The sequence below is a fragment of the Lysobacter panacisoli genome, assembly GCF_009765165.1.
Classification (GTDB): Bacteria; Pseudomonadota; Gammaproteobacteria; order Xanthomonadales; family Xanthomonadaceae; genus Lysobacter_J; species Lysobacter_J panacisoli.
Map to the genome: position 1 here is coordinate 868,393 of NZ_VLNU01000001.1, position 25,697 is coordinate 894,089.

General features: G+C 64.9%; 24 protein-coding genes. 11 read left to right on the top strand and 13 right to left on the bottom strand.

The window, feature by feature from the left end:
- Window positions 1-216 precede the first annotated feature (216 nt).
- The 4 genes from FOF45_RS04335 to FOF45_RS04350 all read left to right on the top strand — a co-directional run bounded on the left by FOF45_RS04335 (window position 217) and on the right by FOF45_RS04350 (window position 2,737).
- Entirely contained in the window at window positions 217-474 is a 258-nt protein-coding gene (locus FOF45_RS04335) for a GlsB/YeaQ/YmgE family stress response membrane protein (RefSeq protein ID WP_158982773.1), read from the top strand.
- 61 nt (window positions 475-535) lie between these two features.
- The gene (locus FOF45_RS04340) at window positions 536-910 is read left to right on the top strand and encodes a hypothetical protein (protein WP_199244428.1); all 375 of its coding nucleotides are present in this window, start codon (window positions 536-538) and stop codon (window positions 908-910) included.
- 288 nt (window positions 911-1,198) lie between these two features.
- Window positions 1,199-1,864, top strand: a complete 666-nt coding sequence (locus FOF45_RS04345; RefSeq protein ID WP_158982774.1) for a response regulator — start codon at window positions 1,199-1,201, stop codon at window positions 1,862-1,864.
- A gap of 81 nt (window positions 1,865-1,945) precedes the next feature.
- Window positions 1,946-2,737 (top strand): Crp/Fnr family transcriptional regulator, encoded by a 792-nt coding sequence (locus FOF45_RS04350; protein ID WP_158982775.1) that lies wholly within the window; start codon window positions 1,946-1,948, stop codon window positions 2,735-2,737.
- On the opposite strand, the gene FOF45_RS04355 is transcribed toward FOF45_RS04350, so the two are convergent.
- The 6 genes from FOF45_RS04355 to FOF45_RS04380 all read right to left on the bottom strand — a co-directional run bounded on the left by FOF45_RS04355 (window position 2,625) and on the right by FOF45_RS04380 (window position 11,403).
- Window positions 2,625-4,808, bottom strand: a complete 2,184-nt coding sequence (locus FOF45_RS04355) for a coiled-coil domain-containing protein (RefSeq protein WP_158982776.1) — start codon at window positions 4,806-4,808, stop codon at window positions 2,625-2,627. The two genes, FOF45_RS04350 and FOF45_RS04355, sit on opposite strands and share 113 nt — an antisense overlap.
- Before the next feature lie 49 nt (window positions 4,809-4,857).
- Window positions 4,858-5,676, bottom strand: a complete 819-nt coding sequence (locus FOF45_RS04360) for a class I SAM-dependent methyltransferase (RefSeq protein WP_158982777.1) — start codon at window positions 5,674-5,676, stop codon at window positions 4,858-4,860.
- Window positions 5,677-5,915: 239 nt separating this feature from the next.
- Window positions 5,916-6,932: a fimbrial protein gene (locus FOF45_RS04365; protein WP_158982778.1), complete on the bottom strand. Its 1,017-nt coding sequence runs from the start codon at window positions 6,930-6,932 to the stop codon at window positions 5,916-5,918.
- 203 nt (window positions 6,933-7,135) lie between these two features.
- A complete protein-coding gene (locus FOF45_RS04370) occupies window positions 7,136-9,742 on the bottom strand; it encodes a fimbria/pilus outer membrane usher protein (protein WP_158982779.1) in 2,607 nt (868 codons plus the stop codon).
- A 232-nt stretch (window positions 9,743-9,974) separates the two neighbouring features.
- Entirely contained in the window at window positions 9,975-10,730 is a 756-nt protein-coding gene (locus FOF45_RS04375) for a fimbrial biogenesis chaperone (protein WP_233264044.1), read from the bottom strand.
- A gap of 103 nt (window positions 10,731-10,833) precedes the next feature.
- Window positions 10,834-11,403, bottom strand: a complete 570-nt coding sequence (locus FOF45_RS04380; RefSeq protein WP_158982780.1) for a fimbrial protein — start codon at window positions 11,401-11,403, stop codon at window positions 10,834-10,836.
- Window positions 11,404-12,028: 625 nt separating this feature from the next.
- Between FOF45_RS04380 and FOF45_RS04385 the strand changes: the two genes are divergently transcribed.
- The 4 genes from FOF45_RS04385 to FOF45_RS04400 all read left to right on the top strand — a co-directional run bounded on the left by FOF45_RS04385 (window position 12,029) and on the right by FOF45_RS04400 (window position 17,252).
- Window positions 12,029-14,332 (top strand): arylsulfatase, encoded by a 2,304-nt coding sequence (locus FOF45_RS04385; RefSeq protein WP_158982781.1) that lies wholly within the window; start codon window positions 12,029-12,031, stop codon window positions 14,330-14,332.
- Between the two features lie 197 nt (window positions 14,333-14,529).
- Window positions 14,530-15,411, top strand: a complete 882-nt coding sequence (locus FOF45_RS04390; protein WP_158987221.1) for an alpha/beta fold hydrolase — start codon at window positions 14,530-14,532, stop codon at window positions 15,409-15,411.
- Window positions 15,412-15,486: 75 nt separating this feature from the next.
- A complete protein-coding gene (locus FOF45_RS04395) occupies window positions 15,487-16,521 on the top strand; it encodes a sensor histidine kinase (protein ID WP_158982782.1) in 1,035 nt (344 codons plus the stop codon).
- Window positions 16,518-17,252 (top strand): LytR/AlgR family response regulator transcription factor, encoded by a 735-nt coding sequence (locus FOF45_RS04400; RefSeq protein WP_158982783.1) that lies wholly within the window; start codon window positions 16,518-16,520, stop codon window positions 17,250-17,252. The genes FOF45_RS04395 and FOF45_RS04400 overlap by 4 nt, the downstream gene beginning before the upstream one ends.
- Window positions 17,253-17,280: 28 nt before the next feature.
- Here the strand turns inward: FOF45_RS04400 and FOF45_RS04405 are convergent, their stop codons facing one another.
- The 3 genes from FOF45_RS04405 to FOF45_RS04415 form a co-directional block, all read right to left on the bottom strand.
- Complete coding sequence (locus tag FOF45_RS04405; protein WP_158982784.1) at window positions 17,281-18,492, bottom strand: trypsin-like serine protease; 1,212 nt, start codon at window positions 18,490-18,492, stop codon at window positions 17,281-17,283.
- 152 nt (window positions 18,493-18,644) lie between these two features.
- The gene (locus FOF45_RS04410; protein WP_158982785.1) at window positions 18,645-20,180 is read right to left on the bottom strand and encodes a hypothetical protein; all 1,536 of its coding nucleotides are present in this window, start codon (window positions 20,178-20,180) and stop codon (window positions 18,645-18,647) included.
- A 139-nt stretch (window positions 20,181-20,319) separates the two neighbouring features.
- On the bottom strand, window positions 20,320-20,694 hold the full coding sequence (locus tag FOF45_RS04415) for a hypothetical protein (protein ID WP_158982786.1): 375 nt from the start codon (window positions 20,692-20,694) through the stop codon (window positions 20,320-20,322).
- A gap of 206 nt (window positions 20,695-20,900) precedes the next feature.
- On the opposite strand from FOF45_RS04415, the gene FOF45_RS04420 reads away from it, so the two are divergent.
- Both FOF45_RS04420 and FOF45_RS04425 read left to right on the top strand, forming a co-directional pair.
- A complete protein-coding gene (locus FOF45_RS04420; RefSeq protein WP_158982787.1) occupies window positions 20,901-21,458 on the top strand; it encodes a YaeQ family protein in 558 nt (185 codons plus the stop codon).
- A 66-nt stretch (window positions 21,459-21,524) separates the two neighbouring features.
- A complete protein-coding gene (locus tag FOF45_RS04425) occupies window positions 21,525-22,664 on the top strand; it encodes a BaiN/RdsA family NAD(P)/FAD-dependent oxidoreductase (RefSeq protein ID WP_233264200.1) in 1,140 nt (379 codons plus the stop codon).
- A 42-nt stretch (window positions 22,665-22,706) separates the two neighbouring features.
- Here FOF45_RS04425 and arr read toward each other — a convergent pair whose 3' ends face one another.
- The 3 genes from arr to FOF45_RS04440 all read right to left on the bottom strand — a co-directional run bounded on the left by arr (window position 22,707) and on the right by FOF45_RS04440 (window position 24,321).
- A complete protein-coding gene (gene arr, locus FOF45_RS04430) occupies window positions 22,707-23,108 on the bottom strand; it encodes an NAD(+)--rifampin ADP-ribosyltransferase (protein ID WP_158982789.1) in 402 nt (133 codons plus the stop codon).
- A 176-nt stretch (window positions 23,109-23,284) separates the two neighbouring features.
- Complete coding sequence (locus tag FOF45_RS04435) at window positions 23,285-23,713, bottom strand: hypothetical protein (protein ID WP_158982790.1); 429 nt, start codon at window positions 23,711-23,713, stop codon at window positions 23,285-23,287.
- Window positions 23,714-23,823: 110 nt separating this feature from the next.
- Complete coding sequence (locus tag FOF45_RS04440) at window positions 23,824-24,321, bottom strand: YaiI/YqxD family protein (protein WP_158982791.1); 498 nt, start codon at window positions 24,319-24,321, stop codon at window positions 23,824-23,826.
- 135 nt (window positions 24,322-24,456) lie between these two features.
- Between FOF45_RS04440 and FOF45_RS04445 the strand changes: the two genes are divergently transcribed.
- Window positions 24,457-25,011: a nucleoside 2-deoxyribosyltransferase gene (locus FOF45_RS04445; protein WP_158982792.1), complete on the top strand. Its 555-nt coding sequence runs from the start codon at window positions 24,457-24,459 to the stop codon at window positions 25,009-25,011.
- Here FOF45_RS04445 and FOF45_RS04450 read toward each other — a convergent pair.
- Complete coding sequence (locus FOF45_RS04450; RefSeq protein ID WP_158982793.1) at window positions 24,986-25,627, bottom strand: GNAT family N-acetyltransferase; 642 nt, start codon at window positions 25,625-25,627, stop codon at window positions 24,986-24,988. The two genes, FOF45_RS04445 and FOF45_RS04450, sit on opposite strands and share 26 nt — an antisense overlap.
- Window positions 25,628-25,697 lie beyond the last annotated feature (70 nt).

Here is a 25,697-nt window from a genome sequence, read left to right on the forward strand (position 1 = left end):
GCTCAGCAGCCTCACGACGGCCCGATTGTCCTCATCTGCCTTCCGTGATGTCGGGCGTCAAGGCGAACAATTCTTGCCGCGTACTTTGAACCTTGCGGGTCCTTCTTACGGCGAAGATGCTGCAGGCTGCGCTGCCTCTCGTCCCGGCCATGCAGGCCGATCCGCATGGAGGCATCGTCGTCGGCCCCTCGGGGCGTAACAGAGGATGTGGTTGCCGTGAATTTCTTGATCTATCTGGTGGTGGGTGGTGTTGCGGGTTGGCTGGCGAGCATGTTGATGCGTCGGGACGCCTCGATGGGCATCGTGCTCAACATCGTGGTGGGCATCGTTGGCGGCTTCCTCGGTGGCTGGGCACTGCCGAAGGTGGGCCTGGTGTTCGGCAGCGGCTGGATTGGCTTCCTGATCACTGCCTTCATTGGTGCGGCGGTGCTGCTTCTCTTCATCAACCTGCTCACCCGCGGTCGCAGCCGGTGACACATGCCCCGGTGCGCTGGTTCGCCGCGCACCGGTGGCTCCATGCCTCGGGATCACGTTCATGAATGCAGGCAACAATGCCAAGGCGGCGCAGGCGGAATCGCACGATGCCGAGGCGAACGCTGCCTGGGGCAACGTCCATAGCATCAGTCGCGCCGAGCGCGGCCCGGACGTAGCGACACTGTTGGCACCTGACGCAGAGCTCACATCCTCGCCACCGCGCCGTCCACACGCCGAGTACCGCATCGTCCGGGATCGCCACTGCGGTTACGAAGTGCAATATCGTCGCCGTTTCGCCTGGCTTCGAACTCCCTGGCTGCAATGCGGCCTCGCCGGTGGCATGGGCACCAACTCGCACGCCTCGCTTGAAGAGGCACGGGCCTTCGCCCTGTCGCATGCAAGCGCGGGTTGCGTCGAGTATCTGGGATTCCTGTAGGCCGCTCCTTCTCGCGAACGCTCATTCGCCGACTCCCGTCTGCGCAGTCACGCTGACACACTGCGCGCCGTGGTTCATCGCGATTCGTTTCTGCCAGGTAACCAGCAGCGATTTTCGCTTACTTGACAGCGCACGATCTCGGATTGTTCCGGGTGACGCGCCCCCTCTCTCGCCACGTATAAGGAAATCAGGACGACATACGACCTGGTTGAAGCGCTTCGCTTTGGAGCCACCGAGGCCCCGGGCTGGTGCTCGACAGGAAATTCCACGCGATGGATTGGGAGGCGAATGAGCACTACTGTCAGCAGGACCAGTGAGGCCGCGAATGGCAAGGCGTTCCGCGTCGTCCTGGCGGACGATCATCCAGTCGTCGCGAATGGCGTCAGGCTTTTGCTTGAGCAGAGTGGCTGCAAAGTCGTTGCCGTCGCCATGTCCACAGACAGTCTGCTGAGTGCGCTCGCCCGCACGACCTGCGACATCCTGGTGACCGACTTCAGCATGCCGGGCGCCGAAGCCCTCGATGGTCTGTCGCTGCTGACCCTCTTGCGGAACCGGTGGCCCGTTCTCCCCATTGTCGTGCTCACTCAGGTTCAGAGTCCGGCTGTGTTGCGATCGATCGTGGGCTCTGGCGCCAACGCCGTCGTCAACAAGTCCGACCCTCTGTCCGAGTTGCTGCTGGCCGTGAACGCCGTGCTGCAAGGGCGCACCTATCTTGGCGACTTCGCCCGACGCCACATGGATGCGATGACCAAACGTCAGGAGACCCTTTCGCGGCGGGAGTCCGAAGTTCTGCGCCTGTATGCCTCGGGACTCAGCGTGAAGGAGATTTCGGAGCTCCTCGCGCGTAGTGCAAAGACCATCAGCAATCAGAAGATCGCCGCAATGGAGAAGCTCGGCATCCGATCGGATCTGGAAATATTCAGCTACGCCTCCGAGCACGGGATGCTGCCATAAGGGGCGCTCGCCCCGACGCCTCCCTCCTCGGAGGACTTCCCGTGACAAAGGGTATGGGATTCGCCTGCGAAGGCGCGCAGAATGCATTCAGCGATCCGCCTGAACCGCGCTGGGGTCGAGATGCGTGCCCATATGAGCATCGAAAGAACGCACACGGCACCCGCATGCGCAGGCTGGCCCGCCCTGTCGATGCATATCGGAGGTACGTGTCGCCGCCTGTTCGTACCACCGGATCGCAGGTTGTTCCGGATAGATGATCGCTTCGAGGCGATCTACCTGATTGGAAGCGGCGCCTTCAAGATCTCGCGCTTCTCCGCAGAAGGGCATGAGGAACTGTGCGCGTTCCGGTTTCCTGGAGAATTCATCGGCCTCGATGGGATCGTGAGCGGCCGGCATCAGTATGAAGGCTTGGCACTGGAGCCATCGACCGCCCACGTACTGCACAAGGACAACCTGGAGCGGATGGCAGTCAGCCCTGAGCTGTTTCCTTCGCTGCTGATGGCTTTAGCGCACGACAGCGACTGCGGTCACCTGCACTCCCAGATTCTCGGACACCGTGAGGCGCTTGGTCGGCTTGCGTATTTCCTGCTGGATATCGGCGATCGCATGGTGCAGGAGACCGGGTCGACACACTTCCGTCTACCCATGAGCCGCGCGGATATCGCCTGTCATCTCGGGCTGGCCCGCGAGACGGTGAGTCGAGCTTTCGCACACCTTCAGGCGGACGGCACCATCGACCTGGCGCGGCGTGCCGTCCGTATCATCCGGCGCGATGAACTGATGCGGATCGCGCATCACGACCCCAATCGCCCGATGCGATCCGGCCCGGCCGGCGTGCGCCAACTCCGATCACGTGCCCCTCCGCATTCCTAGCCTGAACCAGGTGCTTGCAGCTCCCATCAAGCCACGCGGCCGATACCGGGTTTGATGCGGCAGCATCGACGACGTTCTGCCACAGCGGCACAAGCACGGACTTCGGCGCCCCACTGCGCCATGCCGCTTCGCAGGACTCGGCCGCCTTGGCGAGGTTGCCTCGTTCCAGGAAATAGCGCGCCACGACCAACATCGCCCCGGCATCTGCGCGTGCGCGACCGAGAAGGCGATCGGCCATCAGGTCGTGCTCACCGACGGCATCGAGGGCCAGTGTGGCATCGAGGCAGTACTGCATCGCCTTCGCCTCATGCCTGGGGCTGTGCGCCAGGGGTTCTGCCCATTCCAACGCTTGGGCGTACATCTCCCTGGATGCCTGCATGCGCAGTAGTGGTGCCTGCTCGATCGTATTGGCGACCCGCTCGAACTGCAGAGCCTCGGACGAGGCAACGCGATTCGCGTATGGCTTGAGCAGGCGCTGCTGTGCGTTACGGAGCGTGGCTAGTCGAGCCAGCGGCGCCTGCCGGGCCGCCTTGCGCCGGGCGACCCGCGAAGCGGAGACCGCCAGTGACAGGTCCTCGTGATTGGATCGCATCGCATCGGAAAGCCGGGCTTCGGCTTCCTGATACTTCTCGATGGCTACGCTTCCGACCAATCCGTCGGCTTCCGTGCAGAGCAGTTCCACCCAGGCACTGACCAGAACCGGAGCCACATCGCCCTTCATGATGGGCGCGAAACGCGCTCGGATCTCACGCAGACGCGTGCGACGCGCTGCGGCATTCGGATTCTTCATGCGCATCGATTCGATTGCGGCGTCAATGGCGGTGGCCTGCCAGAGCGGCCGCCTAGCGGCCTGGGTTCCTTCACTCAGTGCGCGCCGGATGATGGCCGACGCTTCAGCGTGGCGAGACGCGCCCTGATCGCCTTGTTCGGACTGCGCCTGCTGGCGGAGGATGTCCTGCAGCTGCCACGCGGCGTCGGAGTCCTCCTCGGCGCCAGCTTCCATCGCTGCGCGCAACGGAACCACGGCGTTGATGTACGCGGTCGGGCCCGAGGCGTCATTGCTTAGTGCCACGCATTGCGCCTGCGCCGTACCCAGATCGGCCAGAAGACGGATGTCGGCGCCGCCCGCTTCAGCCGCCAGGCCCAGGCGTTCAGCCGCCTCGCTGAACAGCCGGCTTCGTTGCGGGCCTGCGCTGAGTCTTCGTGCCTGTTCGAGTCGACACTGTCCAATGCGTCGCTGCAATGCCTGTCGCTGCGGTTCAAGCTCCAGAACGCGGGCGAACGCATCGGCTGCAAGGCCATAACACTCACCATGCTCATCGCTCCTGATGGCGATGTCCTGCAGGATTCCGCCTGCCGCCATCAGTGTCTTGTTCGACACGTCGGTGCGTTTCAGCAACGGGGTCAGAAGTTCGGCCGCGCGCGCCGGCATGCCGGTCGACAATGCCGTTCGAGCCATCCTCACCGTCGCGTCCGGGTTATCTTCGTCGAGGAACAACTTCGATTCGGGCTGAGGTGATGCGGCCGTGGTCTGTCGCGAAGGCGTTGTGCCCCATGATGGCCGAACCACAGGCGACAGCGACGGCTGCCAAGAGGTCGGCACGTTGACCGTGACATCGCGCGCAGGCGCGAGAAGCAGCGATTCGGTTAGCGCGGCATCGCTTACCCTCACCCCTGCATGTTCATCGGATGGGGCTGAGCGGGATTCGCTTGCCTTGTGTTCATCGGCCTCTGCGCCTGCCTCGGCCTCGACGACTGCCTCGTCTCCTCTGCGAGAAAAACGCCGCGCGAGGAGAATGCACAACGCGATGAGGCCCAGTAGAAGCAGCACACCCACGATGAGCCATGCCGGATGCGGGATGCGCAATGTGCCCATAGCCAGCGGCGATAGCCAAGCGAAAACACCAGTGGAAGCAACGGAGAAGGCATGGCCGTCCCGCGTCGGAGGGCGCGCTTCTGGCTGCGCGTCTTCGATACGCAGACTGGATTCGTACTGGGTGTCGGCCAGACCTGCGACGTCCTGGGCAGTGGGGGCTTCGTGCCCACGCGCCTCTGCCGTGGCGGTGCCCATGTCATCCGCGCGGGTCTCTGTGTTTGCGTACATCGATTCGACTACCGGGTCAGCCCGCGGGGTCAGTGAAGCGCGGATCGCGGCACTTCGGTGCGAGGCGCTTCCTAGTCGGTCCGCAGGACCATGAAGCGCCAGGGACGAGCCGACGGAATGAGGCCGCGCCCGTTGCGTTGAATGAGCACTGTGGTCGTCGTCGACGGTGTCGTTCGGATGCGCGAAGGGTTCCTGCTCGTCGTCCTGCACTGGCTGCGTGATTGCCTGCCCCCCGGCAGGAGAGCCGGCGGCTTCGCCACCTCCAGGCGTGTTGCGTTGGAAGCGGCCACAGGAAACGGCGGCGATCAGGATCGCCGCCAGCATCAGTCAGTTCCGGCGAGCCCACTCGGAAGTAGAGATATGGCTTGTGCTTGCGGATCGAGTCGCCCGCGCCTCCGAGCACCGACTGGAGTGTTCCGGTCGGGTTGATCTTGATCAGCTGCAGCTTCTCCAGGCTGAGCGCATCGACGATGACGTCGCGCTTGGATTCCGCGCCTGTGACGTAACCGTAGATGTTCGCCACGCCGTTAAGTGCAGCGTTGGCGCACAGCTGCAGATTGGCCATGCGATCGGCGTCGAACACATGGACTTCGCCTTCTGGACCGACTGTCTGCGACAGCCACAGCGCGTGGGCGCCATATTCCGCGCCAACCTGCAGGACCGTCGCGCCTTCCTGAAGGACACCGCTCAGGAGGTCGAGCTCGCTTTCCGCCCACTCGCCGTAACGCTCCAGCGAATGCACGATCATGTTGTCGTCCGATACCGCGTTGATGGCGCCGTAACGCGTATTCCAGAACTTGGGCGTGATCTTGTTCAGCTTGCTCGTCGTTTCCATCTCACATGTCTCATAGTTGACTCGCAAGGCACGGAGGTCTGCGAGTCATGCTTGTTGGTGTCCGCGCGCCCCTGACTGGAAGCACGGCGCGTGTCGAACCGCCATGCTCCGTGAGGTGACCGAGCGATTACATGGGAATCGTCTGGTTCTTTGGCTCCGCGTTACCGAGCTGGCGGCTTCCATCCGGACAGCTCTCGACCATGCGGCATGGAAGCGTCAGTCGTGCGCGGTACTCCAGGTCAGTCGTAGGTGATTGAGATCACCGCCTGAGTGCTAACGTTGCCGGCCGTGATGTTCGGGCTGGTTGCGACGTACTGGGCGCGGAATGGCAGCGTGTAAGTGGGCAGACCCGGAAGACCGTAGTTGACGTTGTTGGCCCGGAGCGGGACGCCGAATGGGATGGCCTGGGTCGTGTAGACCGAGCCTGGACCTTCGGTGACTCCCTCGAAAATCTGGATGCCGACGCCGCTCGCGGTCGAACCCGACCCTAACGTGAGCACGTCGCCACCGCCGGTTCCCGCGCCGGCAATCTTGCTGACACCTGGTGCCGGATCGATGCGATAGGCGACTTGATACGAACTGAATTCCGCCACGTTCGTGCAACCCGTCAGTTGCATGTCGAAATCCACTATGGAGCCCACCGGAGTGCCCACAGCGCTGGCCGACGGCGAGATGGTCGGCATGATCACCGTTTTTGACGGCGTCACGCTGCAGGTAGGCCGCGGAATGGTGATGGTGTGCCGCCCGCCCTGAAATCGATGGGTCAGGATCGAGGCTCCGCCCGTGTCCCTGATCGAAAGCAGCACTTCTGGAATCTGGAAAGTCCCATCCTTGATGACCTCGCCAGTGGACACAAACTCAAGGATCAGAACGGGGTCGATCTTGAGGTAGTCATTCGGGAACATCCCACTGCCGCCGCCCACCGGTACGACCACGGTCTGCGAGCCCAGCGGAACCGTCTGGGTATTCAGCACGTTTGCAGAAGCGAAGCTCGGCGAAGCGTGGCTCGTGGTGTCGATGCGCAGTGTCATCCGGTAGCCGACACCGGGAACGCCAGTCCTGTAGACGCCCGACAGCCCTGGCACCGGCTCGCCGAGAGCAAGGTCTGCGGCAATCTGCCACTCATACGAACCGCCGACGTTGTCAGGGCACGTCAGGAAGATCAGCTTTGAGCCAATCGGAAAGGGGGTCTTCTGCTCTATTAGCAGTTCCCCCGCTGGCCTGAACTCGGGTGGAAGGAGCGATGCGGTGCCCATCCTGGGGACTATCTGACCCGTTCCGCTAGGAACAGCCGGGGATGAGCCAGGCCAACCTCCAACACAAGCAGTCGCGCGTGCTTCCGGCGCCTGCCATGCAAGTGCCAGCAGCATCAGCGCAGCGACGGAGCGAAGGTTCTTCTTGAACGAAGCGGTCATGTGGTTGCTTGCCTCACAAAGGTTCGATGACATGGCCGTTGAGCTCACTGCAGGCTCGCTGAGGATTGGATGCGCTGGAACGTGCACTGCGCATCGACCTGCTGGTACCCATTGCCCTTGCCCGATGCGGGCACGTGGTACGGCATGGAGCAGGCCTGGTCCGGGCCACCACCCCACTTGACTGTCAGGTTTCCGCTGTCGGCGGGGCTGCGCACGAAGGCCAGGCCGTTCTGCCCGACCAGACCGATCTCGATGCCGTGTTCGTCCAGCACCTGCGCGCCGAACGGCAGGGTCTTGCCGTCCTGCATTAGTCCGCGAACGAAGAACGCACGACCCAGACTGGTGTCGAAGGAGACCGCGACCACTGCACCGGCTCGCGGTGCGACGCGCTGCAAAGTGGTGTCGAGTTCCACGTCCATGCCGAGTCCCTTCGGATCCACCTGGATGTCGTTCATGCGGTATGGCATGAGGTTGCTCACCACTGCATAGCCGCGACGATCCAGCTTGAGGTTGTAGTGGGTCGGAATGTGCGCGCCGGCCGCGCCCTTGGCATGGACGACGGCAATGGTTTCACCCAGCGGCTGACTGAAGGTCACGCCACCGGGATGCGCCACGATGGCGCCACTGGCGCTGAGCGATGCCTGCTGGTAGTTGCGGGCATAGGTGTAGCTGCCACCGAGGCTTGCATACGGTGCGCGGTACTGCAGGCTGGTGCCGACGTTGGCGTCGTTGCGGCCGCTGCTGCTGTCGCTGGTCGCCGAGACCGAGTAGTTGAACTCCTGGTCGCGACCACCGGAGCCTCCCACCGTCGCGCGAACGGCATCGCCTCGCGGACCGTGGTTGGACGCGAGCGAGAGCTGAGGTGCATTGGCATCGATGGACCGGCCCGTGGGGCTGCCCAACGGCATGCGCAGGCTCACGTAGTACTGGTTGTCGTAACGACCCGCCAGGTCGCGCGTACGGTTGGCACTGATGCCGTAGCTTAGTGAACGGAACGTATTGGACCAGCCCAGCTGGTAGCTGGTATCGACGAACTGGCGATCCCAGTAGTCGCTGCGCGAGCCGCTGGCGAACAGTGAGCCGGCGCGTTCGCCCAGACGCTGGTTGAGACTCAATTGGAAGCGACTTCGCTGGCGGCCGAAGCCGCTGTTGTCGGGCGCGACCAGCAAGCCATCTCTGATGCCTTGGTCGAGCGCCGCGGCTTCCGCGAGGCCGATGTATCCGCGACTGGAGTAGCGGTAAGCAGCCAACGCGAAGTCGGTATGCGTCTCCGGGATGCTCTTGCTATAGGTCACGCGGGCGCTGCGACCCGTCAGTGAATCGTCCGCCCCAGCGAACTTGGCCTTCGAGTAGGTGATGTCGGCGGCGACGGCGCCGATGGGCGTCGCGAAGGCCGCACCGGCGAGCACGCCGCTGTAGAGGCTTCGCTCGGCCGCCTGCGCACCGCCGTAAAGGGTCATGAAATTGTTGATGCCGCGCTGGTAGGTTCCCTCGGCGACCAGAGGACCGAGGTCAGCACCCGAACGGGAGTAGCTGCGCACTTGGCCGATGGTCGCGGAGTAGCGCGAGGAGCCGGGGCGCAGCAACTGCGGCACGTTGCCATATGGGACCACGAAAGTGCTGACGCGGCCGTCCGCTTCGGTAACGGTGACTTCCAAATCTCCGCCATATCCACTGGCATACAGGTCGGCAATCTCGAACGGACCAGGCGCGACAGTCGTCTCGTAGACGATGTATCCGTTCTGGCGGATCTCGACATGCGCGTTGGTCTGCGCCACGCCCCGTACCGTCGGCGCGTAGCCGACCAGCGAGTCCGGCAGCATGCGGTCGTCGCTGGCAATGCGGACGCCACGGAACGGGAGCGAGTCGAAGATCTCGCCCGTGGTGCTCGTATCACCCAGTGTCAGCTGAGAGCGCCAAGGTGTGATGTCGTGCTGGGCGTAAGTGGCGGTGTTCTGCCAGTGGCTGACGTCCTCGTGGCCATGCGACCCCTTGGCCCACTGGAAGTGCGAGCGTTGGCGGATACGCCAACCACCAATGTTCAGGCCTGCGTCGATGCCCAGCGATGCGGACAACTGCCCCTCGAATCCGCGTAGTTCGCTGTGATACGTGTTGAACGTGTAGTTGAGCATTGCCGCCGTGACGCCGTCGTCCCAACTCTTGGGATTGACGTAGCCGCGGGTGCGACGGTTCATCGATGCCTGGGGAATCGACAGGTCGAGCCGCAGTTCGCCGCCGTCGTAGGTGACGCGCGAGTCGGGAATGACCGATTCCAGGTCGATGCATTCCTGCGCCTGGCTGCCCGGCGCGACGGTCTCCAGCTTGACCATGTCGACGCCGAAGCCTTCGAGCAGCGCAGGCGTCAGGCAGGGCTTGGCACTCTCACTCGCCGAAGGCGCTCGGAAGCTGACGGACTCGCGTCCCAACCAACTCTGGTTGACGAACACGTCGACGCTGTAGTCGCCCGGAAGGACGACGTTCGCGCGCTCGAAGCGCGACATGTCGGCCACCGACTCGCCGAGGAACGCCGTGTCGAACTGCGTGACCGGCTCCGGCGTGGGGTCTGGCGCGGGTTCCGGCGCCGGTGCTGCACTCGCGATCGACGGCAGGTATCCCAGTGCGCTCAGCACCACCAGGCTCAGCGGCTTCATTTGTGGGCCGCGCCAGGTGTTGACTGGATCGACGTTCCGATGATGTCGTTGCGAATGCATTCTGTCGTTGCCTTGTCTATTCGCCTCGCGGACTCCGCTTCGCAATGGCGAAGCGGAGACGACGAGGGTTGTGTGTTCGAGTGCCTGCGCCCGTCGCGTTTTGCGTTGGCGCCTGGAGCCGAGCGAGCGAATTTCGAAATGGAGGCGCTGATTTCCGTCAATGCGTCAGGTCTCAGCGAGGCAGCGTCGCTTCCATCTCGACGAATCCACCCTGGTCATTGATGACGCTGAAGGAGACCTTGGCATCGCCGGGGACACTGCTTACCTCGTCCAGTGCGAACACCTGAGTGCCGAAGGCCGGCACCATGCCGCCACCGAACACGGTCCGCTTCCGGTAGCCCTTGAGACCCACTGCGCTGAAGGACACGTTGTAGGCGGAGCCATTCGCGCACTCCACCGCAGGCTTTCCATCCTTCTGCGTCAGGCGCCAGCGAAGCTGCTCGGCCGCGGCCAGGGGACCACTTTGCGGAAGGCCCTCAGGGCGGAAGAACACCTTGATTCGGCTGCGCACCGCGAACTGCATGTAGTTGGAACCGTCACCGTTGGTCGGCCGCGGTGGGATCTCCAGCACGTTGAGCCAGAAGACGGTCTCGCGGTCCTTCGGCATCGCGGCATCGCCGGTGTAGAACATGCGCAGGACCTGACCTTTGCCCGGTTCGATGCGCGCCATCGGTGGCGTGAGAGTGAATGGCGTCTTGGCCGTTTCGGCCGTTTCGGCCGGATTTCCGGTATCCACCCAGGACTGGACCAGACGTGTGGCATTACCCACGTTTGCCAGCTTCACGGTGACTTCGCGCTCATTGGCCGGATAGATGACGCGCGTGCCCTGGATCTGGATTTCGGCGTGCGCCACGCTTGCGGCGCCGCCGAATGCAAGGCAAAGGGCGAACGCCGCCCGGACTAGAATCCTCATGACCACTGAGCTCACCTGTAGAGTCGTGACTTGATGCAAACGTCGTTCCCTGTCGGGGACGAGTGGCGTGGGCGCAGAAGCGCCCACGCCATTTCTATCGAACGGCTAGCCGTATCGATCAGTTGTAGGCCACCGTATAAGTGACGTTGGTGTTGACCGTGCCTGCCGTAGCCGCACCGCCGATCGCCTTGTAAGCGGCCTGGAAATCCAGCTGGGCGGTGTTGCCCGTGATCACGGCGGTCGGATTGGCAGGGCCCGTGCTCTGGTTCAGATTGATCTCGGCGCCGGTAGCCCTGTTCATCAGCACTACTTCGACGTTCGTCGCGGTGCCCGTGTTCTTCAGACCGCCGGTGGTCGGATTGATCTGCGGACTGCTCGGCTCCCAATAGACGTAGGCGGTCTTGTTATCCACGCAACCGGTCTGGCCAGGACCTCCAAGGACGAGCGAGAAGTTCGTGGCGCCAGCCTTGACGTTGGCAGTGGACAGCCCCGTGTTCTGGACATTCGGCAGAAGAACCGTGAAGTCCTTGGCGTTCGGGTCGTCTCCGCCAATGTTCTTGATGGTGCAGGTGTTGGCGACGATGTTGCCGGTAAAGGTGATGGTGCCGTCCGACGCGAAAGCGGCTGCCGGCGCGATGGCAGCGACAAAGGTGGAGGCCAGGACAGCGGAGAGGAGAGTCTTCTTCATAAGAATCCTATGGATGGTTGGATGCTGCACTCGCTCCGGCCACACACGTGCGTAAAGCGGAATGCGCCTGCGCCGCTGCGTGCGGTTTCGTTAACCGTTCGTTGCGGGCCGCGGCATGATCAGCATTCGAGCTGTCACTCGGAATCGGAAGAGTCCTAATCACTCCGCACCACGAGAAGAAGAGACATCGGAACGCCTTGCGCAGCGCGTCTTTCGTCTTGGTTGGGAGTTCTTCGCAGCGCACAGGGTTGGCGATGCCTGGACGCCGCGGCGAACGTAGATTCGCAGTACAGCGGCGTCATGTCGCCGAGTCCACACGCGGGATGTGCACTGATTCTCGCTCTTCAATGGCGGATGCGACGAAGCGCACGCTTGTCGACCCGATGAATCTTTCGCGCAACTTCCTGTTGTCTTGATTGAGCGCAACATCAGCCGTGCCAGCACGACGACAACAGGATCGCGCCTCTACCGGACCAAAGTTGCCAACAGCACCACCGATGCAGACCGCCGAGATCGTGAATGGCAACGCCACGATCGCGTCGTACCGGCGCTGCCCGCCTCACATCGAATCCACACCGGCAAGCCAAGAATCCCGATTCCCGTCAGCAAGGAATGGAGAATCGGCATGGCCAAGACCGACCCCTCGAAGCCGGGCACACCCGACACGCTGCCGCGACCCGACTTCCACTTCACCGGCCAGGTCGGACGCACCTACGCCGATTCAGATCCAGCGCAGTTCCCGCAGCCCGTGCAGCCACCGACAGGCGCGCCGAACATCGTGCTGATCCTGCTCGACGACGTCGGCTTCGGGCAGTTCTCGACCTTCGGCGGTGGCGTTCCCTCGCCGACGATGGATCGCCTCGCCGCCGAGGGTCTTCGCTACAACCGGTTCCATACGACGGCGTTGTGCAGCCCCACGCGTGCGGCGCTTATCACCGGTCGCAACCACCATTCCGCTGCGTTTGCTGGCATCACCGAAATGGCCACCGGCTACGACGGCTACTGCTGCGTTCTGCCGCGCGAGTGCGGCACCGTCGGCGAAGTGCTGCGACAGAACGGCTACATGACTGCGTGGATCGGCAAGAACCACAACACGCCGACGTGGGAACTCAGCGCCGCCGGTCCGTACGATCGCTGGGCGAACGGGCTTGGTTTCGATTACTTCTACGGCTTCAACGCCGGCGACATGAACCACTGGAATCCGTTGCTGTTCGAGAACCGCGATCTCGTGCCCGCCTCCGACGATCCGGACTATCACCTCACCGAAGATCTTGCGGATCGCGCGATCGCTTGGGTGCGCAAGGCCAAGAGCATCGCGCCGGACAAGCCGTATTTCCTCTACGTCGCCCCGGGCGCCACGCACGCACCACACCAGGCACCGAAGGAGTGGATCGACAAGTTCAAGGGTCAGTTCGACATGGGCTGGGACGCCTACCGCGAGCAGACGCTCGAGCGCCAGAAGAAGCTCGGCGTGGTGCCGAAGGACACGAAGCTGACCGAGCGCTCCAAGGGTCTGCCCGCGTGGGATGGCCTCAACGATGAGCAGAAGCGGCTGTACGCGCGGATGATGGAAGTCTTCGCCGCCTATGGCGCGCAGGTCGATGTCGCGATGGGTCGAATCGTCGATGCGGTTAAGGCGCTGCCCGACGCGGACAACACGATCATCATCTATATCGCCGGCGACAATGGTTCCAGCGCGGAAGGTGGGCTGGAAGGTTCGCTCAACGAGAACCTGTTCTTCAACGGCTTCGCCGAGAAGTGGCAGGACAACCTCAAGGCCATCGACGAACTTGGCGGGCCGAAACACTTCAACCACTTCCCGTCGTCGTGGGCGCATGCGATGAACGCGCCGTTCCAGTGGACCAAGCAGGTCGCGAGCCACTTCGGCGGAACGCGCAATCCGATGATCATCAGCTGGCCCGCGCGCATCAAGGATCGCGGCGGCCTGCGCGAGCAGTTCCTGCACGTGATCGACATCGTGCCGACGCTCTACGAGGTGTGCGGGATCACCGCGCCGCGCGTGCTCAATGGCGTCCAGCAGAAGGACATCGAAGGGATCAGCTTCGGATTCACCTTCGACGACGCGAAGGCGCCGAGCAGGCGCCGCACGCAGTACTTCGAGCTGGCATGCAATCGCGGCCTCTACCACGATGGGTGGATGGCGTCGGCGACGTCGTTCGCGCCGTGGCAGCCGGTGCGGCCCGAGGACTGGAATCCGGACAAGCAGGCGTGGGAGCTGTACAAGCTCGACGAGGACTTCTCTCAGGCCAACGACATCGCCGCAGACCACCCAGACAAGCTTCGCGAGCTTCAGGACCTGTGGTGGGCCGAAGCATCGAAATACAGCGTGCTGCCGATCGACTGGCGCGGCACGATCCGCATGAACGCCGAAGCGATGGGGCGTCCCAGCCTGGTCGGCAAGCGCACGAAGGCGACGTACTACGAAGGGATGCTCGCGCTGCCCGACGCGGCGTGCCTCCCCATGCTCAACAAATCGTGGACGATCACGGCCGATGTCGAACTGCCAGACAACAAGGCGCAGGGCATGCTCATCACCCAGGGCGGATCGGAAGGCGGTTATGGGCTCTACCTGCGCGACGGCAAGCCGACGTTCGTCTACAACTTCCTCGGCATCGAACGCCCGACCTTCGCCGCTGACACCGCCCTGCCCAAGGGCAAGGCGACGATCGTGGTGCAGTTCGACTACGACGGCGGCGGCATGGGCAAGGGCGGCACGGTCACGCTGAGTGCGAACGGCAAGCAGATCGCGAAGGGCCGGCTCGAACGCACCATTCCGATCCAGTTTTCCATCGGCGAAGGCCTCGACGTCGGCATGGACAACGGCTCCGCGGTGGACTGGACCTACACGCTGCCGTTCAAGTTCAGCGGGCGGATCCATGCGGTGACCGTGGAGATCCATCCGGGCTGAGCGCAGGCCAGGAATCCGGCGGCGGCCTGCACGGACGGGTCGCCGCTCGGGCGCCCCGTCCGCCGCTCGCCCGGCGTGGCGGCCGCTCCTCATTTTCTTCGACCGGGCCTTCGCGGCGACCGGCACGCTGTCTCCACACCCACCGTTGGAGACCTACCGTGATCCGCAAGTCCCTGTTCCGCCTGACCGGTTACGCGATGTTCGCCGTCCTGCTGCTGTCCGGCCGCGCGTTCGCGGCCCCGCAGGAGTTCAACGGCCTGCAGGTCGAAGTGATCGGCAAGGGCCGACCGGTCGTGATGATCCCCGGCCTCAACAGTGGCGCCGATACCTGGCGCGAGACCTGCGCGGCGCTGCAGGCCGACCGCGTGCAGTGCCACCTCGTCCAGCTGCCTGGCTTCGCCGGCCTGCCGGCGGCCAAGGACGCCAGCCGCGATGCGTGGCTGGCCGACATGCGTGATCGCGTGCTGGCCTACATCGAGGCCCGCCGCCTGCGCAATCCGGTGGTGATGGGCCACAGCCTCGGCGGCGAGCTGGGCATGCAGATCGCCATCGCGAAGCCGGAGTTGCTCGATCGCCTCGTCGTGGTCGATTCGCTGCCGTTCTTCCCTGCCGCGACCAATCCCGCCGCGACGCCCGACGCCACGCGCCCGATGGCCGACGGCATGCGCCGACAGATGCTCGCGCAGGATTCCGCCGCCTATCGCGCCGGCACCGTCGCCGCGGTGAAGGGCATGGCGCAGGCGCCGGAACGCATCGAGACGCTGGTGCGCTGGGGCGAAGCCAGCGACCGCACCACCACCGCACAGGCCATGTACGAACTGATGACCATCGACCTGCGCCCGCAACTGTCCACCATCCGCACGCCGACCCTCGTGCTCGGCGCGTGGGCCGGCTACGCGCAGTACGGCGCCACCCGCGAATCCACCGAGGCGATCTTCAAGCGCGAGTACGCGAACCTGCCCGGCGCGAAGATTGCCCTCAGCGACGCTGGCCTCCACTTCCTGATGTGGGATGATCCGAAGTGGCTGCAGGCGCAGGTGCGGGGATTCATCGACGCTGCGCCGCAGGCCGGCATGTAAATCGCAATGCGCATCCGACAAGGCCGGCCGCGTGCCGGCCTTGTCGCATGCCGACGAACCCGAGCGGATGACACGATGACCCGGAACGAACTGCGCTTCGTCTGCGTGAACAGCCTCTACGGCATCGCCTATGCCGCGATGAACGTGCTGTTCTTCTCCCAGTTCGCGCGACTCGACGCCAGCGCATGGATGGTCTCCATCGCGCTCGGCTTCGGCGTGTGGGCGGTCACCAGCACGCTGCGCATCGTCGCCGTGCGCCGGCAGTGGCTCGAACGCGGCAACGGCCGGTTCGCGCTGATCCTCGCAGCGAGCATCGTGTTGGGCGCACTGGCGACGCTTCTGTTCACCACGTTGCTGCTCAACGCCGCCGACGCGCTGGGCTGGATCGTGCTGCCCGGGCGCAGCAGCCTCGCGCAGATGGTCGGCTACTGGACCAACATCGCCATCATCATCGGCCTGTGGGTGGCGTTCTGGGCGGGCTGGCAGGCGCTGGGCCGCTACCGTCACGGCGAGATCGCGCGACTGCGCGCCGAATCGCAGCGCAGCGCGCTCGAACTCGACGCCCTGCGCGCGCGGCTCAATCCGCACTTCGTGTTCAATGCGCTCAACAACGTGCGCGCCCTGATCAACGAAGACCCGGCACGGGCGCGCGAAACCGTGACGCGCCTGTCCAACATCCTGCGCCACGCGCTCGAGCACAGCCAGCGCGACTGGGCGACGCTCGGCGAGGAGATCGCGGTGGTCGACGACTACCTCGCGGTCGAGAGCGTGCATTACGAGGAGCGCCTGCGCGTGCGCCGCGACATCGACGCGAATGCGCTCGACGCCAAGCTGCCACCGATGGCGCTGCAACTGCTGGTCGAGAACGCGATCAAGCACGGCATCGCGAACCAGCCCGGCGGCGGCGACCTCACCTTGAGCGCGCGTCGCGAGCATGGGCGCTTGCGACTGGAAGTCGGAAGCCCCGGTCGAATCACGGTCGATCCGTCGCGTCGCGGCGTCGGCCTCGCCTACCTGCGCACGCGCCTGCAACGCGCGGATGCACCGGGCACGTTCGAACTCCTGCAGGACGACACTCGCGTCCTCGCCCGCCTGGAGCTGCCGCAATGAGCGCCCGTCCCGTGCGCGTGCTGATCGTCGACGACACCCGACTGGCGCGGCAGGAACTGCGCACCCTTCTCGCGGCGATTCCCGATGTCGAAGTGATCGGCGAAGCCGACGACGTGCCGGCGGCGCGCGCGGCGATCGAAAGCTCCCGGCCGGACGTCGTGCTGCTCGATATCCAGATGCCGTCCGGCACCGGCTTCGATGTGCTCGACGGACTGGAATCCACGCCGTCGGTGGTGTTCACCACGGCGTACGACACCTACGCCGTGCGCGCGTTCGAAACCAACGCGCTCGACTATCTGGTCAAGCCGGTCGAACCGGCGCGACTGGGCGAGGCACTGCAGCGCGCGCGGGCGCGACTGGCGGCACCGGAGCCCATCATGGAACCGCGCGGTGCGCTGGGCCCCGACGACCAGGTTTTCCTGCGTGAAGGCGAACGCTGCTGGTTCGTCGCCGTGCGCGAGATCGTGCGCATCGTCGTCGACGGCAACTATGCGCGCGTGTGGTTCCGCGATGAGTGCGCGCTGCTGGGCCGCAGCCTGTCGGCGCTGGAATCGCGCCTGGACCCGGCCATGTTCTTCCGCGCCAACCGCAACACGCTGGTGAACCTGCGCATGGTCAAGGCGGTCGATCTTGCCGTGCATGACGGCTACGAACTGGAACTGCGCGATGGCAGCCGCGTCGATGTGTCGCGCCGACAGGCGCGTGAGCTGCGCGAGCGGCTGGCCTTGTGACGGCGCGGGCGAGGCCCGCGCCGCCCCCTCAATCCTTGCAGGCCTCTGGAACCTTCCCGCACAGATAAGTGCGATTGCGCGCGCTCACCACGGACGACAACATCTGGGTTCCCGCCAGGCAGATGGTCGCCGTTCCGTCCCCGCTATCGGACAACGCACTGATCACGCCGACCATGTCGAGACGGGCCTGCGTGCCGTTGACCTGGCCCGCGAATGCACCGCCACCCGAGTCGCCGGAACAGAAGCCACCGTTGCCAACGGCCTCGGCCTTCCCGTAGTAGAGGACATTGTCCACGTCGTACGGAGGGTCTTCGCGCAGACCTACGAGCAGGCTCAGGCCCGCGGGCAAGCCACCATCTGTCCGGCCATATCCGACGAGACTGTGGATGCCCTCGCCCATGCGCCCCGCCAAGCGCACGTCCGGGATCGGGTTGGGCAACGCCTTGAGGTCCTGTGCGTTCAATCTAAGCAGCGCGATATCCGCACCCTGGCTCGAAAGATCGTGGATCGCCTGCTCGGATGCCGGGTAAGGAACGCCGATCTCGTCGCCAATCCAGGTGACCTGATCGACACGCACCGCTTTCATGTCGCGGTTGACGTGGCCCACGGCGGTCAACACCTGTTCCGTCCCGCCCTGGAATGGAAGGTAGACGCGCAACGTGTCCGGCCCGGGCGGCTTGCCCGGGCTGATCTCGGTAAGGCAATGCGCCGCGGTCAGCAACCACTGGCGAGCGACGACCGTGCCGGAACAGTAGATGACGGGCCGGGATCCCGTGGTGCTCAGCGCACCGGCATAGGTCAGACCGCGACGCCACACCATGTCGTCGATGCGATGACCCTTGAGTGCCGCAGCAAGCGCTTGGCCCGTGGGAAGGATGCCGGGAGCGAAGTTGTCGGGGAACATCGGTTGCGGGCGCACGATCATCACCGCGGACGTACCCAGCGTCATCCGGCCCAGCTTGTCCCGACCGAAGCGCTGCTCCAGTGCCTCCAGTTGTGCGCCCGCCTCCAGCGCATTGCCGCTGGCCACCTTGCGCAGGCCGTCCACGCTGTAGCCCGCCAGTTCGAGCGATGCCGCCAGGTCGGGATCGGAAGCGAGCTGGACCGAGTCCGCGAGCACCTGACGCACACGGAGGCTCTCCATCGCCTCCAGTGCCGGCACGCGCACCAGGTCGCGTTCGAACGCCTCCCGGATGAGCGGATCGCGGAGCGTGGACTGCCCCGCCTTGAGCAGCTGCATCTTGGCGGGCGACGACTGCTCCAGGCGTTCCAGTTTCAGCTTGTCGAGCGCGGCTGCCGGCGCAGGCTGCGATTGCGCGGGGCTGGCGGCGCCCTGTGCGTGCGCGGAACCGAATGCGAGCCCGAGGGCGAGGACAGCCGCGCCGGCGTGCCTCATGCCCCAGCCTCCTTCTGCAGTTCCGCCAACTGCTGGCGCAACTTCTCGACTTCGATTTCCTTGCCAAGCCGCTCCTTCTCGATGTCCAGCGCATCCTTGCTGGGTTGCGAGGCTTCGCTGAGCGAACGCTGCTTGTTCAGCACCGCGATCTGGTGATCGATCGAGTCCAGCTGCGCCTGTTGTGCCTTCTTCGCTGCCTCGTCCTTCGCGTCGGCCTGCGCGCGGAGCGTATCGAGACGCAGCTGCATCAGATCCACCAGCGACTTCGACGTCTCCTGCGCCGCAAGCGCCGCACGCTCGGCCTGCGCTTCGGACTTGAAGCCCACGCTGACCAGCGAGCCGTCTTCGTTGAACGCCGCGACCACGGAGTTCTTGTCGAACGGACGATTGCGCAGCCAGATCGCGCCCTTCGTGCCGAACTGCGGAAGACTCACGCTGCTCTGGCGAACCAGCCCATTGGAGGAACCGGCCGTAGACACTTTCAACGCGCCCACCGCGGGAAGGCGATAGACGAGTCCTTCGTACGAGGCGGGCGCCTGTCCCTGCGCTGGCGGCGTGACGGCGGCCGCAGGAAGCGACTCCACCTCGACGGCGAGGGTCGCAGTGAAGTCGCCCACCAGACTGGACGTCAAAGGCTTGTTGGTGATGGCCCGATAGATCTCCTTCAGCTCGTCCTGCTTTGCGGAGATCGAGACGGAGAGCTTGCCCGGCTTCGGAGTCCACCCCGACAGATATGCCTTGACGGACAGCGCCGCCTCTTCCCTGGCCAGGTCGGCCATGACCGCCGGCGCGCGTTCCTGTTTCCCGGCCACCGCCGCCTGTTGGGTCTTGAGGGTCGCCTGCAGGTTCGCGATCTCCGACTTGTGCTTCGGCACGGCCGCGGCGTCCTTCGCTTCCTGGGCCGCGGCGAGTTGCGCGTTGGCCGCATGCAGTTTCGTCGTCGTGTCGTCCACTTTCTTCTGCGCGGCGCGCAGGGTTTCGTCGTCCGCCTTGGCCTTCGGCAGGTCCGTGTAAAGCAGTTTTCGTCGCGCCGCCAGCGTCTGTTCGAGGTTCGTGTCGCAGTTGCCGGGCGCTGCGGAGCCGGACATCGGCGTGATCGTCGTGGCGTAGGCCTTGGCGAGATTGAGGAAGGTGCCGGCGACGGCGGACATCACCTGCGAGGTGCGGTCGTCGACCTCGGAATTGATCGACTTGATCATGCCGGTCGGATACATCGCGATGTCGACGGAGGTCACCTTGGTCGGCGCGCTCAGCTCGTTGTACGGGATGCGATAGGTTTCCGTCGGATCAGGCGTCAGGTACTGGCGAACCGTGCCGGCGCCGATCTCGTACTTGAGGACATCCAGGCCCGCCTTGCGTTCGCATCCGACGACAAGGAAGGTCACCTCGGCGTCGAACGTGGCCCTGGGCAAGGTGTACAGGACGCCGGGCCCGGGCGGAGTGCCCGCATCGATCAGGTTGCTGTGGAGTTTGGTGGAGCATCCACCCACGAGCAGCAAAGGCAAAAGCCACGCACACGTCATACGTTCCATCGTCGTCCCCTGTGAGCCGTTGAGTCCCCATCCAGCGTCTTCGTTCCCTGCTGGCCCACCTGCCGCGTCGTCAGTCCCGATTCCGGCAGGCGTTGCAGGCGCTAACGTCACCATCGACTTTTACAGGCCAGCGCGCGCCCTACTCCTGCATGTCGATCGGAGTAACCGCCACGTTGCGGAAGATTCCCTTCGCGTCCGTGCGTACGAGCACCTCGTAGCCCTTCTTCCGGCCGCCGGATTCCCAGATCCACCAGGTGCAATGCACCGCCCGGTCGGGCGTCGCGCCGTCGGTGCAGCCGGTCGAAGCAGTGAACGGAAGATCGGATGCCTGTATCGGTTGGCCGGCGAACCGGTCGCGCATGGCATCGGCGATGACCCGCGCGGTGAGCTGTTCCGGCTCGTGCACGTCGCGGGCGCCGATGCTGGCGGACACTGTCTCCCAGGCATCGGTGCAGGAGCACGAGACCGGAGACCACGTCGTCGCGCCACTGCCGACGCAACCGGCCAGCAGCAATGGAGAGATCCTGACCCACTTTCGCAGCGGCTTCATCCGTCCAACCTCCCCAGGTCGCGATGATGGTTCCCCGTGGCGACGAGCGTGGCATGCGTCGCCCGGGAGCGGACATTAGCACTCCTGTGGGCCGCCGCCGCCCGGGTCAGGCGCCCGTCACCCGCAACGCCTAGAATGCGGCTCCATTCCTCGCCCCAAGGCATCCGCACATGGCGCTCAAGGCGACCGTGGTCAAGGCCGAGCTGCAGCTCAGCGACCTCGACCGGCACCACTACGCAACCTACCCGCTCACCCTCGCCCAGCATCCGTCGGAGACCGACCAGCGGCTGATGGTGCGGCTGGTCGCGTTCGCGCTGCACGCCAGCGATCGCCTGGAGTTCGGCAAGGGACTGAGCAACGAAGAAGAGCCCGACCTGTGGCGTCGCGACTACACCGGCGACATCGAACTGTGGATAGACCTCGGCCAGCCCGACGAGTCGCGCATCCGCAAGGCCTGCGGGCGCTCGCGACAGGTGGTCGTGGTCACCTACGGTGGACGCGCCGCCGACCTGTGGTGGGACAAGAACGCGTCTTCGCTCGCGCGCCTGGACAACCTCACCGTCATCGACATCGATACGGCGGACGTCGACGCACTGGCCGCGATGATCGAACGCAGCATGCGCTTCAACGCGCTGATCCAGGACGGCGAACTGCAGTTGATGGGCGATGCCGGCACCGTCGCACTGCGTCCGCGCACGCGCATGGCGCCGGCCACGCAACCGGCCTGATCGCGGACGTCCGGTGTGAGCGCGCATTTCGACACGATCGTGATCGGCGGCGGCGCTGCCGGCTTGATGTGCGCGCTGACCGCAGGCCGGCGTGGCAAGCGCGTACTCGTCGTCGAGCACGCCAATCGCGTCGGCAAGAAGATCCTGATGTCCGGCGGCGGGCGCTGCAACTTCACCAACACCGGCACCACGCCCGCGAACTACCTCTCGGCCAATCCGCACTTCTGCAAGTCGGCGCTGGCGCGCTACACGCCGTGGCACTTCATCGACATGGTCGAACGCCACGGCATCGCCTACCACGAGAAGGAACTGGGCCAGCTGTTCTGCGACGTCTCGTCCAAGCTCATCGTGAAGATGCTGCTCGACGAATGTCATGAGGCCGGCGTGCGCGTGGAGACGAGCTGCAGCATCGAGCGCGTCGGCCACGGCGACAGCGACGAAGCCCGTTTCCGCCTGCACACCAGCCACGGCACGTTCTCCTCGCCCGTGCTGGTCGTCGCCAGCGGTGGACTGTCGATCCCGAGCATGGGCGCCAGCGGTTTCGGTTACGAGCTTGCGCGCCAGTTCGGCCACACCGTGCTGCCTACGCGCGCGGGTCTGGTGCCGTTGACGCTCAGCGGAAAGCACCAGGAACGCCTCGCCGATCTCAGCGGCGTCGCGCTGCCGGTGACCGCGCAATCCAACGGCGCCAGCTTCAGCAACTACATGCTGGTCACGCACCGCGGCGTCAGCGGTCCGGCGATCCTGCAGATCTCTTCGTACTGGCAACCCGGCGAAGAGCTGCGCCTCGACCTGCTGCCGGGGCAGGACGCACTGGAAGCGCTGCAACAGTGGCAGCGCGAGCGCCCTTCGGCGGAACTCAAGACCGTGCTCGGCGACGTGATGCCGAAACGCTTCGCCCAGCGCCTGTGCGAGCACTGGCTGCCGAATCGCCCGATGAAGCAGTACAACGTGCCGCAGTTGCGCGAGATCGCCCAGGTCCTCGACGACTGGGCGCTGGTGGCCAGCGGCACGGAAGGCTATCGCACCGCCGAAGTCACTCTGGGCGGCGTCGACACCGACGAACTGTCGTCGAGCACGATGCAGTCCAAGCGCGTGACCGGCCTGTATTTCATCGGCGAAGTCATCGACGTCACCGGCTGGCTCGGCGGTTACAACTTCCAGTGGGCGTGGGCGTCGGGGCACGCGGCCGGAAGCGCGGTGTAACCACGCTTCCGCAGACACCGCGCTCGAAGCGGTCGACGACGTTCACTCCTCGATCGCTTCGACACCTTGCCGCCTGAGTTCATCGAGATGCGCATGCATCTGCCGGAGCTGCTCGTCCGAGTGGCCGGTCCAATCCGCGACTTCACCGACGACGCGGAAGGGATCGCGGGACCGGTACGACTTCGTGGGATTCCCCGGGAAGCGCTTGTCCGTGAGGTTCGGATCGTCCTCGATGGGACCTGTCGGCTCGACGATGTAGATCCTGCCGCGCCCGCTTCCGACGGCGAGTTCCGCGCCCCAGGTCGCGGCTTCCAGCGTCGCGGACAGGTAGACGAACGCGGCTTGTCTGCGCGTGCCGTAGTTGGACGTGTATCCGGGCGCGATCAGATCGCCCACGTCGAGATCGGCCTTGGTGCCGTGGTAGTACGTCTGCGCATCGTTCATCGCATCGCTCCGTTGGCTGTCGTTCCGACAGGCCGGCGATGCTGCATCACGCGCAGGGCCTTGCCGCAAGCCCCCTGCTGTTCTATAAATTGAGGGTGGGAGGCGCGCGGCGCCTCCTTTTTTGTTTCCGGTCGCACGACGCGCAGTCGAAGAACAGAACGCTCACTGGGCTTGAGCTAGCTCGAGTGAATCTGGCTTGCCTTGGACGAGGCATCGGGGCGCGTACGCCGGAACCAGAACCACCAGGTACCCACGCCATAAAGGGCGAGAGAAGCCAGGTATATCCAGAACCCGGACGTCGACTCTTCCACGGTCGCGGCCGCGCCATGCTCCTGAACCACGGTGACGATCCTTGGATCGCTCAGAGCGCTCGGAAAGAGGACGTACGAACGAGCCGATCTGACGTCATGGGATTGCAGGGAGTAATGCGACCGCTCCGAAATACCGATGAGCACCGGCGTTTGATCGCCATAGCGGGCAAGTGGTGCGGCCGCGGGCGACCAGGGCGAGAGCCATCCGTACACCGCCAACAGCGGAACCAGAAGCCAAATGGCGGGCATGCCGAACTTCAGAAGGATGCGCAGCAACCGAAGATTGAATTTCATTGGCATCCCCCAGGAAGACCACAACGCCCCGGGAGCGGACATTAGCACTGCGCAGCCCGACAGATGCACATCCGCACATCGCGTCGGCTCATCGGATGCGAACGCGCGATTCACACACCGCCCGACGCCCCACCGCGTTTTGGCAACTGCGCCAGCCAGCGGTCGAGCTGGTTGGCGAACGCCTGTCGATCGCGCGCATGGAAGGCGGGCGGGCCGCCGGTCTGGACGCCGGCGCCGCGCAGTTCTTCCATGAAGTTGCGCATCGACAGGCGCTCGGCCATGTTTTCCGGGCTGTAGCGCTCGCCGCGTGGATTCACCGCCACGCCGCCTTTTTCGATCACGCGCGCGGCCAGTGGAATGTCCTGCGTGACCACCAGGTCGCCGGCGCGCATGCGTTCGACGATCTCGCTGTCGGCCACGTCGAACCCGCCCTGCACCTGCAACGCGCGGAGGTAGCGCGACGCGGGAACGCGTATCCATTGGTTGGCCACGAGCGTGACGTGCACCTGCGCGCGTTCCGCCGCGCGGAACAGGATCTCCTTGATCACGCCGGGGCATGCGTCGGCATCGACCCAGATCTGGGGATGGGCGGTGTCAGGGGTATTCATGGATTCTCGTTCCGGTGGTTCGGGCGCATCGCGGCCATGCGGTTGCCAGACTAGTACACCCCGCCCGCCCTCGCCGCTGGATGCACGAAGATCGCAGTCGGCCGACAATGGCGTCCCCCGCACCGGACGCTCCGCATGATCCGCTCCCTCTACCTGGCCGGCCCGGACGTGTTCCGTCCCGATGCGCACGCATGCGGGCAACAACTGAAGGCGCTGTGCGCGGAGTTCGGCATCGAGGGGTTGTTCCCGCTCGACCAGGACGTGCCGGCGCACATCACCGATCCCGCCGAGCAGGCGACGTGGATCTACCGGGCCAACATCGGCCTGATCGAACGTGCCGATGCGGTGCTGGCGAACCTGGATTTCTTCCGCGGCCCTGAGCCCGACAGCGGCACCTGCTTCGAAGTCGGTTACGCGGTGGCCAAGGGCAAGCCGGTGTTCGGTTACATCCCGGAACACGGCAGCTTCGCCGAGCGCATCCGCGAGCGGCACCCGCAGGCGATCGGCCCCGACGGCGTGCTCGACGTGCACGGCTGGAGCATCGAGGAGTTCGGCCTGCCGCTGAACCTGATGCTGTCCGTGCCTGCACCGCTGGTGGTCGGCGATGCCCGCGCCGCGCTGGTGCAGCTGGTGCGCTACCAGCGCGAGCACGGCGACGTCGGGCTCAATCTCCCGGAATCGTCGCGGTAGCGAAGGGGACGAGCATGGTCCAACCCAGCCGCGCATAGAGTTGACGGCCGTCCTCTGTCGCGACGAGGAATTGCGGCGTCGTGAGGGATCTTCTGGCGCTTGCAAGCGCGCCCATTATCGCAATGCCCAATCCCTTTCGCCGGTGATCCTGCGCGGTCTCGATTCGATCGTAGACGAAGGCAGCTTCGGTTTCCGCCGCGCATCCATTTGCAGCCAGATCGCCATCCGGTGCGATGACTGAGGCCCGCGTAACCGGGCCGACCCGATGAAGCTCCATCCGGTATCCCTCCGGCAGCGGCCGTGTATCGACGACAGCTGCTGCCGCCGTCATGAAATAGCTTTCGGGCTGAACCTCCCAACGCGCCGGCACGTTACTTCGCAGCTCGTCGTTGGTACCGCACAGCTTCAGGTAGTGCCGTGGAACCACGATGTCATGCGCGATTTCCCGCAGCCCATCGCATAGCTCCGGAAACACCCAGCGCTTCACTTCCTTCTCGGAATCGGTGTCCACCCGGAAACCGCCGCGGTCATGAACAGGGGCTGGCGCGTCCCGCGCAACGGAATGCGCGGTCTGCCAGGCGAGAACGAGCGATGGATCGATGCGGGATCGGGTCATGGATGCGATGGTGACGCGCGGTGATGGCGACTAGAACAGTGTCCCGTCTCACGGGCCAAGACGAGCGCTC

Coding starts and splice junctions, on each gene's coding strand:
- FOF45_RS04385 (WP_158982781.1), top strand. CDS start 12,029: ATGGCCAAGACCGACCCCTCGAAGCCGGGCACACCCGACACGCTGCCG.
- FOF45_RS04440 (WP_158982791.1), bottom strand. CDS start 24,321: ATGAATACCCCTGACACCGCCCATCCCCAGATCTGGGTCGATGCCGAC.
- FOF45_RS04380 (WP_158982780.1), bottom strand. CDS start 11,403: ATGAAGAAGACTCTCCTCTCCGCTGTCCTGGCCTCCACCTTTGTCGCT.
- FOF45_RS04390 (WP_158987221.1), top strand. CDS start 14,530: ATGTTCGCCGTCCTGCTGCTGTCCGGCCGCGCGTTCGCGGCCCCGCAG.
- FOF45_RS04425 (WP_233264200.1), top strand. CDS start 21,525: ATGTGCGCGCTGACCGCAGGCCGGCGTGGCAAGCGCGTACTCGTCGTC.
- FOF45_RS04410 (WP_158982785.1), bottom strand. CDS start 20,180: ATGGAACGTATGACGTGTGCGTGGCTTTTGCCTTTGCTGCTCGTGGGT.
- FOF45_RS04400 (WP_158982783.1), top strand. CDS start 16,518: ATGAGCGCCCGTCCCGTGCGCGTGCTGATCGTCGACGACACCCGACTG.
- FOF45_RS04365 (WP_158982778.1), bottom strand. CDS start 6,932: ATGGGCACCGCATCGCTCCTTCCACCCGAGTTCAGGCCAGCGGGGGAA.
- arr (WP_158982789.1), bottom strand. CDS start 23,108: ATGAACGATGCGCAGACGTACTACCACGGCACCAAGGCCGATCTCGAC.
- FOF45_RS04405 (WP_158982784.1), bottom strand. CDS start 18,492: ATGCAGCTGCTCAAGGCGGGGCAGTCCACGCTCCGCGATCCGCTCATC.
- FOF45_RS04345 (WP_158982774.1), top strand. CDS start 1,199: ATGAGCACTACTGTCAGCAGGACCAGTGAGGCCGCGAATGGCAAGGCG.
- FOF45_RS04435 (WP_158982790.1), bottom strand. CDS start 23,713: ATGAAATTCAATCTTCGGTTGCTGCGCATCCTTCTGAAGTTCGGCATG.
- FOF45_RS04445 (WP_158982792.1), top strand. CDS start 24,457: ATGATCCGCTCCCTCTACCTGGCCGGCCCGGACGTGTTCCGTCCCGAT.
- FOF45_RS04420 (WP_158982787.1), top strand. CDS start 20,901: ATGGCGCTCAAGGCGACCGTGGTCAAGGCCGAGCTGCAGCTCAGCGAC.
- FOF45_RS04360 (WP_158982777.1), bottom strand. CDS start 5,676: ATGGAAACGACGAGCAAGCTGAACAAGATCACGCCCAAGTTCTGGAAT.
- FOF45_RS04355 (WP_158982776.1), bottom strand. CDS start 4,808: ATGGGCACCGCCACGGCAGAGGCGCGTGGGCACGAAGCCCCCACTGCC.
- FOF45_RS04350 (WP_158982775.1), top strand. CDS start 1,946: ATGCATTCAGCGATCCGCCTGAACCGCGCTGGGGTCGAGATGCGTGCC.
- FOF45_RS04395 (WP_158982782.1), top strand. CDS start 15,487: ATGACCCGGAACGAACTGCGCTTCGTCTGCGTGAACAGCCTCTACGGC.
- FOF45_RS04340 (WP_199244428.1), top strand. CDS start 536: ATGAATGCAGGCAACAATGCCAAGGCGGCGCAGGCGGAATCGCACGAT.
- FOF45_RS04370 (WP_158982779.1), bottom strand. CDS start 9,742: ATGAAGCCGCTGAGCCTGGTGGTGCTGAGCGCACTGGGATACCTGCCG.
- FOF45_RS04450 (WP_158982793.1), bottom strand. CDS start 25,627: ATGACCCGATCCCGCATCGATCCATCGCTCGTTCTCGCCTGGCAGACC.